19 protein-coding genes are annotated in these 8,346 nt (G+C 45.2%); all 19 read right to left on the minus strand.

Annotated features, from left to right (window positions below):
• Positions 1-12: 12 nt before the first annotated feature.
• Positions 13-381 (minus strand): 50S ribosomal protein L18, encoded by a 369-nt coding sequence (gene rplR, locus KKC1_RS00240; RefSeq protein ID WP_088552508.1) that lies wholly within the window; start codon positions 379-381, stop codon positions 13-15.
• 36 nt (positions 382-417) lie between these two features.
• A complete protein-coding gene (gene rplF, locus KKC1_RS00245) occupies positions 418-960 on the minus strand; it encodes a 50S ribosomal protein L6 (protein ID WP_088552509.1) in 543 nt (180 codons plus the stop codon).
• A gap of 50 nt (positions 961-1,010) precedes the next feature.
• Positions 1,011-1,409, minus strand: a complete 399-nt coding sequence (gene rpsH, locus KKC1_RS00250) for a 30S ribosomal protein S8 (RefSeq protein WP_143288644.1) — start codon at positions 1,407-1,409, stop codon at positions 1,011-1,013.
• A 20-nt stretch (positions 1,410-1,429) separates the two neighbouring features.
• Entirely contained in the window at positions 1,430-1,615 is a 186-nt protein-coding gene (locus KKC1_RS00255; protein WP_088552510.1) for a type Z 30S ribosomal protein S14, read from the minus strand.
• Between the two features lie 42 nt (positions 1,616-1,657).
• Positions 1,658-2,203: a 50S ribosomal protein L5 gene (gene rplE / locus KKC1_RS00260; protein WP_088552511.1), complete on the minus strand. Its 546-nt coding sequence runs from the start codon at positions 2,201-2,203 to the stop codon at positions 1,658-1,660.
• Positions 2,204-2,232: 29 nt separating this feature from the next.
• Entirely contained in the window at positions 2,233-2,562 is a 330-nt protein-coding gene (gene rplX, locus KKC1_RS00265) for a 50S ribosomal protein L24 (RefSeq protein ID WP_088552512.1), read from the minus strand.
• A gap of 44 nt (positions 2,563-2,606) precedes the next feature.
• The gene (gene rplN, locus KKC1_RS00270) at positions 2,607-2,975 is read right to left on the minus strand and encodes a 50S ribosomal protein L14 (protein WP_088552513.1); all 369 of its coding nucleotides are present in this window, start codon (positions 2,973-2,975) and stop codon (positions 2,607-2,609) included.
• A gap of 24 nt (positions 2,976-2,999) precedes the next feature.
• Positions 3,000-3,257 carry a 30S ribosomal protein S17 gene (gene rpsQ / locus KKC1_RS00275; protein ID WP_088552514.1) on the minus strand — a complete coding sequence of 86 codons (258 nt, stop codon included), beginning with the start codon at positions 3,255-3,257 and terminating at the stop codon, positions 3,000-3,002.
• 24 nt (positions 3,258-3,281) lie between these two features.
• Positions 3,282-3,488, minus strand: a complete 207-nt coding sequence (gene rpmC, locus KKC1_RS00280) for a 50S ribosomal protein L29 (RefSeq protein WP_088552515.1) — start codon at positions 3,486-3,488, stop codon at positions 3,282-3,284.
• Positions 3,478-3,912 carry a 50S ribosomal protein L16 gene (gene rplP, locus KKC1_RS00285; protein ID WP_088552516.1) on the minus strand — a complete coding sequence of 145 codons (435 nt, stop codon included), beginning with the start codon at positions 3,910-3,912 and terminating at the stop codon, positions 3,478-3,480. Before rplP ends, rpmC begins: the two co-directional genes overlap by 11 nt.
• Before the next feature lie 2 nt (positions 3,913-3,914).
• The gene (rpsC, locus tag KKC1_RS00290; RefSeq protein WP_088552517.1) at positions 3,915-4,577 is read right to left on the minus strand and encodes a 30S ribosomal protein S3; all 663 of its coding nucleotides are present in this window, start codon (positions 4,575-4,577) and stop codon (positions 3,915-3,917) included.
• Between the two features lie 3 nt (positions 4,578-4,580).
• The gene (gene rplV / locus KKC1_RS00295; protein WP_088552518.1) at positions 4,581-4,922 is read right to left on the minus strand and encodes a 50S ribosomal protein L22; all 342 of its coding nucleotides are present in this window, start codon (positions 4,920-4,922) and stop codon (positions 4,581-4,583) included.
• Between the two features lie 34 nt (positions 4,923-4,956).
• Complete coding sequence (rpsS, locus tag KKC1_RS00300) at positions 4,957-5,241, minus strand: 30S ribosomal protein S19 (protein ID WP_088552519.1); 285 nt, start codon at positions 5,239-5,241, stop codon at positions 4,957-4,959.
• A 44-nt stretch (positions 5,242-5,285) separates the two neighbouring features.
• Positions 5,286-6,113, minus strand: coding sequence for a 50S ribosomal protein L2 (gene rplB, locus KKC1_RS00305; RefSeq protein WP_088552520.1), 828 nt, complete (start codon positions 6,111-6,113; stop codon positions 5,286-5,288).
• A 30-nt stretch (positions 6,114-6,143) separates the two neighbouring features.
• Entirely contained in the window at positions 6,144-6,431 is a 288-nt protein-coding gene (gene rplW, locus KKC1_RS00310) for a 50S ribosomal protein L23 (protein ID WP_088552521.1), read from the minus strand.
• Entirely contained in the window at positions 6,431-7,054 is a 624-nt protein-coding gene (gene rplD, locus KKC1_RS00315; RefSeq protein WP_088552522.1) for a 50S ribosomal protein L4, read from the minus strand. The genes rplW and rplD overlap by 1 nt, the downstream gene beginning before the upstream one ends.
• Before the next feature lie 43 nt (positions 7,055-7,097).
• Positions 7,098-7,730 carry a 50S ribosomal protein L3 gene (gene rplC / locus KKC1_RS00320; protein WP_088552523.1) on the minus strand — a complete coding sequence of 211 codons (633 nt, stop codon included), beginning with the start codon at positions 7,728-7,730 and terminating at the stop codon, positions 7,098-7,100.
• A gap of 23 nt (positions 7,731-7,753) precedes the next feature.
• Complete coding sequence (rpsJ, locus tag KKC1_RS00325) at positions 7,754-8,062, minus strand: 30S ribosomal protein S10 (protein ID WP_088552524.1); 309 nt, start codon at positions 8,060-8,062, stop codon at positions 7,754-7,756.
• 200 nt (positions 8,063-8,262) lie between these two features.
• A partial coding sequence (locus KKC1_RS17155; RefSeq protein ID WP_202819886.1) for an EF-Tu C-terminal domain-related protein occupies positions 8,263-8,346 on the minus strand: 84 nt, incomplete at its 5' end.

Raw genomic sequence — 8,346 nt, forward strand, 5'->3', positions numbered from 1 at the left:
TTTGCCATGGATTTAGAATTCCAACCCGCCTTCCCGGGCTCCTTCAGCCAATGCAGCTACTCTTCCGTGATAAATGTAACCACCTCGGTCGAAAACCACCTTTTTAATCCCTTTGGCCAAAGCCTTTTCAGCTATCGTTTTGCCAACTATTCGCGCTGCTTCCTTATTGCCACCGTTAGTAATTTGTTTCCTAACCACAGGATCTAACGTGGATGAAGCCACTAAAGTTTTGCCTTCAACATCATTAATAATTTGGGCATAAATATGATTTAAACTTCGGTAGACAGTTAAGCGAGGACGTTCCGGAGTTCCAAAAATCTTTTTTCTTACCCGCAAACGTCTTTTGGCTCTCAATTTTTTTCTATCCGGCTTCTTGAACAAGACAGCTCACTCCCTTCTTCCCGTTTCAATCAAGAATTAAGCTTTAGCTCCTGCCTTGCCTACTTTGCGTTTAATTTGTTCCCCTTCATATTTAATACCTTTGCCTTTGTAAGGTTCCGGTTCTCTGATTTTTCGGATATTGGCAGCAAATACTCCTACCTTTTCCTTATCAAGCCCTCTAACCACAATTTTGTTGGGAGCAGGCACCTCAATCTCTATACCCTCATCCGGCACTATCTCAACCGGGTGAGAATATCCTACGCTCAATACCAGCTTGTCACCCTGCTTGTTTGCCCTGAAACCTACTCCTACCAATTCCAGTTTCTTTTCAAATCCTTTAGTCACGCCTTCGATCATATTAGCAATAAGTGCCCTCGTTAGACCATGTAGAGCTCTGTGTTCTTTCTTGTCAGAAGCCCTTTTAACCATTATTTGGTTATTCTCTATTTCCACCTGTACATCCTTGTGCAATTCCTTAGTTAAATTTCCTTTAGGCCCTTTAACCGATATTTTATCGTCTTCAATTTTTACTTCAACCCCTTGCGGAATAGAGATAGGCATTCTACCAACTCGAGACATGAGTGCACCTCCTTACTCGTCCCACTTTCCTGGCCGTACTTGTTGCTCCTTTACCAGACGTAACAGATCACTTCTCCTCCTACGCCTTCTTTTCGGGCCTGTTTATCAGTCATAATACCTTTGGAAGTAGAGAGAATTGCTATCCCCAGTCCTCCCAGGACGCGCGGAATTTCATCTTTTTTGACGTATACCCGCAGACCCGGTTTGCTTATCCTCTTCAAGCCAGTGATAACCTTCTCCTTGTTAGGACCATACTTTAAGTACAGGCGCAAGATGCCCTGCTTACCGTCCTCAATGTATTCGTAATCTTTAATAAACCCTTCATTCTTCAGAATTTCAGCCAAGGCCTTTTTCATTTTGGAAGACGGAATCTCTACCGTTTCCTGGTAAACCGTATTGGCATTGCGAATACGGGTTAAAAAATCGGCAATCGGGTCTGTCATAACCATGTTTTTGCCCCCCTTCCTAACTACCAGCTCGCTTTGGTAATCCCAGGAATTTCTCCTCGATGAGCCAAAGTCCGGAAACAAATCCGGCACATGCCAAACTTTCTCATATAGGCACGCGGACGTCCGCAAATTTTACAACGATTATAAGCCCTAACCCTAAACTTGGGCTTGCGCTTCTGTTTGGCAATCATGGACTTTTTCGCCATTGACATCCCTCCTTAACGTAAACTTCTTAAACGAACGCCAATTTAACTTGCTTCCCGGAACGGCATTCCCAGTAAGCGTAGTAATTCCCTGGCCTCCTCGTCTGTTTTAGCCGTGGTAACAAACACAATATCCATACCACGAACTTTATCAATTTTATCATAATCAATCTCGGGGAAGATAAGTTGTTCCCGCAACCCCAAGGTATAATTACCACGACCGTCAAATGCTTTCGGAGATACGCCTCTGAAATCGCGTACCCGAGGTAAGGCTACATTTACTAGGCGATCCATAAACTCATACATTTTATCGCCCCGTAGGGTAACTTTACATCCTATCGGCATGCCTGCCCGCAGCTTAAAGGCGGCAATAGACTTTTTGGCTCGCGTAACTATTGGCTTTTGACCAGAAATAGCAGCTAAATCCTCTACTGCTGCATCAATAGCTTTAGGATTCTGGACTGCTTCTCCAACCCCCATATTGATAACTATTTTTTCCAACCGGGGGATTTCCATAATATTTTTATAGCCAAATTTCTCTTTCATCGCCGGCCGAACTTCTTTCAAATATTTTTCTTTCAGCCTAGCCACGATTTAGCCCCCCTTTTTCTCAAAAGCTACTACTTGTCTAGAACCTCTCCACATTTCCTACAAATTCTGACCTTGCGCCCGTCCTCTAAAAATTTCTTCCCTATACGTGTAGGTCTACCGCATTTAGAGCAATAAATCATAACGTTAGAACTGTGAATGGGTGCCTCTTTTTCAATGATTCCCCCTTGCGGTAATTGCGGAGTAGGCCTGGTATGACGCTTTACAATATTAACTCCTTCTACGATAACCCTACTCTTTTTCGGGATTACTTCCAACACTTTTCCTCTCTTCCCTGCATCATTTCCGCTAATTACTACAACCGTATCTCCTTTGCGAACATGTACCTTAGTATTGGCCAACCATGGTCACCTCCATTCTCTTTCCTTAAACACTGGAGCTAACCCTACAACACTTCGGGTGCTAGCGAAATTATTTTCATGAAATTCTTTTCGCGCAATTCTCGGGCTACAGGGCCGAAAATCCTGGTTCCGCGCGGATCGCCCTGATCATTTATAATCACCGCGGCATTCTCATTAAATCTTATATAAGAACCATCAGCCCGCCTTATTTCTTTTTTGGTTCTAACCACAACGGCCTTGACCACGTCACCTTTTTTTACCACGCCGCCTGGTGTAGCTTCTTTAACTGAGGCTATTATTACATCCCCTACGCTGGCATAGCGTCTCTTGGACCCGCCTAGTACCCGAATACAAAGAAGTTTCTTGGCACCAGTATTATCGCCAACTTTTAGAATACTTTCAGCTTGGATCATTGCACTACCCCCTTTTTACCCTTGCTACTCTGCTCTTTCCAGAATCTCCACAACCCTCCACCTTTTTTCTTTGCTCAAAGGTCTCGTTTCCATAATTTTAACCACATCGCCTACACGGCACTGGTTTTTTTCATTATGAGCTTTAAAGCGCTTGCTCTTCCTCACCTGACGTCCATAAAGAGGATGAGAAACTAAATTTTCCACCAAAACTACAACCGTTTTGTCCATCTTATCACTGACCACTTTCCCTATTCTGGTCTTACGCAACTTTCTCTCGGACACCCTACTAGCCTCCTTTCCCAAAACCTACTGGGCCTTTTCTCGTTGCAGCTCCCTTTCCCGCAAGACAGTTTTCACCCGGGCAATATCCCGCCGCACTTGACGAAGTCGCATGGGGTTATCCAATTGTCCGGTAGCTAATTGGAACCTAAGACGAAAAAGTTCATCTTTTAAATCCTTAACTTTATGCAGAAGCTCATCCGTTGTTAAGTCTCTCAATTCTTTAGCTTTCATCTGCTTCACCACCTACATCCTGCCGCTTGACAAACTTAGTTTTAATGGGCAACTTGTGAGACGCCAATCGGAATGCTTCCCTGGCCACTTCTTCACTTACTCCAGCCAGTTCAAACAGTACCCGACCCGGCTTGACTACTGCCACCCAATATTCCGGGGAACCTTTTCCACTTCCCATTCGGGTTTCAGCCGGTTTAGCAGTAATAGGTCTATCCGGGAAAATCTTAATCCACACTTTGCCTCCCCTTTTAATGAAACGTGTCATGGCTATACGGGCAGCCTCTATTTGACGGCTGGAAATCCATGCCGGCTCCAAGGCTTGTAATCCAAATTCTCCAAATTGAACTTCGTTGCCTTTAGTACTTCTTCCGGTAAGCTTAGGACGGTGCTGTCGGCGCCATTTAACGCGTTTCGGCATCAACATACTTATTTACCCCCTTCCTCCACGTCAGCCGGCGCTTCAGGTAAAACTTCACCCTTATAAATCCACACTTTAACGCCGATTTTGCCGTAGGTAGTGCTGGCTTCCGCAAAACCGTAATCAATATCCGCCCTCAAAGTATGAAGCGGGACCTTGCCTTCACTATACCATTCGGTACGGGCCATTTCAGCTCCACCTAGCCGTCCCGAACAGGCAACTTTAATACCTTCCGCCCCCATTCGCATAGCTCTGGATACTGCTTGTTTCATGGCCCGCCGGAACGAAATCCTCTTCTCGAGCTGAGCAGCAATATTTTCCGCTACTAACTGAGCATCCAATTCAGGCTTTTTAATCTCGACGATATTGATGTTAATTTGGCGGCCAGTCATCTTTTCTAATTCCTGGCGCAGGGCTTCTACTTCAGCCCCTCCCCGCCCGATAACGATACCTGGTTTCGCCGTATGAATGGTAATCTTAACCCGATTGGCTGCTCGCTCAATTTCCACAGTCGAAATTCCCGCATTGTATAATTTTTCTTTAATATAACGCCGAATTTTTAGATCTTCATGCAGTAACTTTTCATAGTCCTTCTTACCGGCATACCATTTAGCATCCCAGCTCTTAATAATACCGATCCGCAAGCCTTTGGGATGAACCTTTTGCCCCACTAATTAATCCTCCTCTCTTTCCTTTACCACTACGGTAATATGGCTAGTCCGCTTCCGAATAAGATCCGCTCTTCCGTAGGCCCTTGGCTTGTATCTCTTGAGGGTCGGACCCTGGTCTACATAAATTCTGAAGACATACAGATTGTCGGGATTCATATCATAATTGTGTTCAGCGTTGGCAATAGCAGAACGCAAAACTTTTTCTACCGGCTTTGCTGCCCTTTTAGGAGTGTACCGTAAAATAGCCAGTGCTTCCCCCACATCTTTTCCTCGAATTAAGTCTACAACCTGCCGGACCTTTCGCGGGGAAATACGAATATATCTCGCTACCGCTCTGGCTTCCATTGCCGCCTAACCCCCTTCTTTTATACCAGTCCATCTATTTCAAAGCTGTTGAGCGCTCGGTATGAGCCCCATGTCCTTTAAAAACTCTAGTAGGAGCAAATTCTCCCAACTTGTGCCCCACCATATCTTCTGTAATATAGACCGGAACATGTTTACGTCCATCATGAATAGCGATAGTATGGCCTACCATTTCCGGCAGAATCGTTGATCTGCGAGACCAGGTTTTTATGACCCGCTTCTCACCTTTTTCATTCATTTCTTGAATCTTCTTGAGTAGTTTGGGATCACAGTAAGGTCCTTTCTTGAGAGATCTGCCCATTTCCTTCCCCGCCTCCTTCCTGGTACCAAGATATTTACCGGTTGCTATTGATTTCTACGTCTAACAATTAGCTTATCCGACGGTTTGTTTTTCTTACGGGTCTTAACTCCTAGAGCCGGCTTACCCCATGGCGTTACCGGATGACGACCTACCGGCGAACGACCTTCACCGCCACCATGAGGATGGTCCACCGGGTTCATAGCCACACCGCGTACTGAAGGCCTTATTCCTAACCACCGGGCCCTACCGGCCTTCCCTATGGTAATATTTTCATGATCTATATTACCCACTTGCCCGATAGTAGCTTTACAGTCCAGGTGAATTAACCTCACTTCTCCCGAAGGCAATCGCACATGCCCATAATTACCTTCTTTCGCTATTAACTGTGCAGCCGCACCGGCAGAACGAACTAATTGTGCGCCTTTGCCGGGCTTCAATTCAATATTATGAATGATAGTTCCTACAGGAATATTTCTCAAGGGCAACGCATTTCCCGTCTTAATATCTGCTTCTGGTCCCGAAACAATTACATCGCCGGGTTGGAGCCCATCAGGTGCAAGAATATATCTTTTTTCCCCATCCACATAATTAATCAGGGCTATGCGGGCGGAACGGTTGGGATCATACTCGATGGTTGCTACTTTCCCTGGAACCCCATCCTTATCGCGTTTAAAATCGATTATACGATATAATCTCTTATGACCGCCGCCACGATGTCGCACGGTTATGCGACCCTGAGCATTCCTTCCACCAGTCTTCTTTAGAGGTGCTACTAGGGATTTTTCCGGCTCTGTGGCCGTTATCTCCTCAAAGGTAGAAACTGTCATCTGGCGTCTACCCGGTGAAGTAGGCTTGAATTTTTTAATACCCATAATTTCCCTCCTCACTCACAGCACTACCGCTTACAGCTCTTCAAACAAATCGATTTTATCACCCGGTTTTAAAGTAACTATGGCTTTCTTCCGATCGGGAGTTTTGCCCTCAAAACGCCCCATCCGTTTTTTCTTGCCTTTTAAATTCATAGTATTAACCTTAAGAACCTTAACGTTGAACAATTCTTCGACCGCTTTTTTTATTTCTATCTTATTGGCATTCTTGTCAACTATAAACGTGTATTTGTTATCTTCTTTTAAAGCCATCGATTTTTCGGTAATTACCGGCTTAATCAGAACTTCATGAGGGCTCCGCATTATCCCAGCACCTCCTCCACTTTAGCAACAGCCTCTTGGGTGATAACCATTTTGTCGTGTGCCAAAATATCATAAACGTTAAGCCTATCGACAGTAATGGGAGTTACTCCCGGAATATTTCGAGCGGACTTTTCCACGTTATCATTATTATCTGCCGTGACTACCAGAGCTTTTTGGTCAATTTTAAGAGCTTCTAAAACTTCAACCATCTTTTTCGTCTTAGGTTGTTCAAAACGGAGGGCATCCAGGACAATCAAATTTCCATCTTCAACCTTAGCTGACAAGGCCGATTTCAAAGCCAGACGACGAACCTTCTTAGGAAGGGAATATCCGTAATTCCGAGGTTTAGGACCAAATACTATACCTCCACCTCTCCACAGAGGCGAACGAATTGATCCTGCTCTGGCCCTTCCTGTTCCCTTTTGGCGCCACGGCTTTCTTCCCCCACCCCGTACTTCTGCTCGGGTTTTGGTGGAAGCGGTTCCTCTCCTACGATTAGCCAAAATCATTTGAACAGTATCAAATAAAACCGCTTCATTTACCTCTACGCCGAAAATGTCGTCCCTGAGTTCTACTTCGCCAATCTGCGTTCCTTCCATATTATATAGTGCAACTTTCGGCATTTTTGCCTCCTCCTTTCACCAGCCCTATAACAACAAGCCAAATCTACGTTGCCTTAACCGCGCTCTTAATCATAACCAGCCCTTTTTTGGGTCCCGGTACAGCACCCTTAACCAGCAACAGGTTTTTTTCCGGATCTGTCTTCACTACTTCAAGATTTTGGACTGTTACTCGCTCACCGCCAGCCCTACCCGGGAGCTTGCGCCCCTTAAAAACTCGAGCGGGCCCTTTCGCCCCGAGAGCTCCTGGACGACGATGATACTTGGACCCATGGCTCATAGGTCCCCGGTGGAAGCCATGCCGTTTAATACCCCCGGCAAATCCTTTTCCCTTGGAAGTTCCAACAACATCCACTTTTTCGCCCGGATTAAAAATGTCAACTTTAATTTCTTGTCCTACTTCATACTCATCTATATTGTCCACTCTGAACTCCCTAAGATATTTAAAAGGCTTAACCCCTGCTTTGGCAAAGTGGCCTCTTAATGGCTTATTTACTGCTTTTTCCTTCTTGGGTATAAATCCCAGTTGCACCGCATCATAGCCATCTACTGCGGTAGTCTTCTTTTGAATTACCACACACGGACCAGCTTCAATAACAGTTACCGGAACGGCATGCCCTTCTTCATTAAAAATCTGAGTCATACCTAGTTTTCTGCCCAGTATTCCTTTTTTAGGCATTCCTGCCACCTCCTGCTAAACTCCTACAGCTTGATTTCGATATCTACACCCGCAGGTAAGTCCAATCTCATTAGCGAATCTACCGTTTTGGGAGTAGGCTCCAAGATGTCAATGAGGCGTTTATGAGTTCTCATCTCGAACTGCTCCCGAGAATCTTTGTTCACATGAGGCGAACGAAGCACAGTAAAAATACTTTTTTCCGTAGGTAAAGGAATAGGACCTGAAACCCTTGCCCCTGTTCTCTTGGCGGTCTCCACAATTTTCTGTGCTGACTGGTCCAGTACTCTATGGTCAAACGCTTTAAGGCGAATTCTTATTTTTTGTTTAGCCATTTTTCCTTCCTCCTCTACGCCCGATTATTAACGGACCTACTCCGCGGAAATTCCCTGATTATTCTTGTAATCAGCAACCTTCCGCTTCATCGCGGCATAAACTGTCTTCGATACATTTTAAAAATTTAATTTAAGATAATGGGGCTAGCGGTTATAACCACGAAACCGCCAGCCACACTTCCCGTGTTCAGCCAGTTCTCCTACTCAATGATAGAAGTGACCACGCCCGCACCTACCGTGCGGCCACCTTCCCTGATAGCAAAACGTAAACCTTCCTCAATAGC

This window comes from Calderihabitans maritimus, assembly GCF_002207765.1.
Taxonomy (GTDB): Bacteria; Bacillota; KKC1; order Calderihabitantales; family Calderihabitantaceae; genus Calderihabitans; species Calderihabitans maritimus.

Coding starts and splice junctions, on each gene's coding strand:
- rplF (WP_088552509.1), bottom strand. CDS start 960: ATGTCTCGAGTTGGTAGAATGCCTATCTCTATTCCGCAAGGGGTTGAA.
- rpsH (WP_143288644.1), bottom strand. CDS start 1,409: ATGGTTATGACAGACCCGATTGCCGATTTTTTAACCCGTATTCGCAAT.
- KKC1_RS00255 (WP_088552510.1), bottom strand. CDS start 1,615: ATGGCGAAAAAGTCCATGATTGCCAAACAGAAGCGCAAGCCCAAGTTT.
- rplN (WP_088552513.1), bottom strand. CDS start 2,975: ATGATCCAAGCTGAAAGTATTCTAAAAGTTGGCGATAATACTGGTGCC.
- rpmC (WP_088552515.1), bottom strand. CDS start 3,488: ATGAAAGCTAAAGAATTGAGAGACTTAACAACGGATGAGCTTCTGCAT.
- rplP (WP_088552516.1), bottom strand. CDS start 3,912: ATGTTGATGCCGAAACGCGTTAAATGGCGCCGACAGCACCGTCCTAAG.
- rplV (WP_088552518.1), bottom strand. CDS start 4,922: ATGGAAGCCAGAGCGGTAGCGAGATATATTCGTATTTCCCCGCGAAAG.
- rpsS (WP_088552519.1), bottom strand. CDS start 5,241: ATGGGCAGATCTCTCAAGAAAGGACCTTACTGTGATCCCAAACTACTC.
- rplB (WP_088552520.1), bottom strand. CDS start 6,113: ATGGGTATTAAAAAATTCAAGCCTACTTCACCGGGTAGACGCCAGATG.
- rplW (WP_088552521.1), bottom strand. CDS start 6,431: ATGCGGAGCCCTCATGAAGTTCTGATTAAGCCGGTAATTACCGAAAAA.
- rplD (WP_088552522.1), bottom strand. CDS start 7,054: ATGCCGAAAGTTGCACTATATAATATGGAAGGAACGCAGATTGGCGAA.
- rplC (WP_088552523.1), bottom strand. CDS start 7,730: ATGCCTAAAAAAGGAATACTGGGCAGAAAACTAGGTATGACTCAGATT.
- rpsJ (WP_088552524.1), bottom strand. CDS start 8,062: ATGGCTAAACAAAAAATAAGAATTCGCCTTAAAGCGTTTGACCATAGA.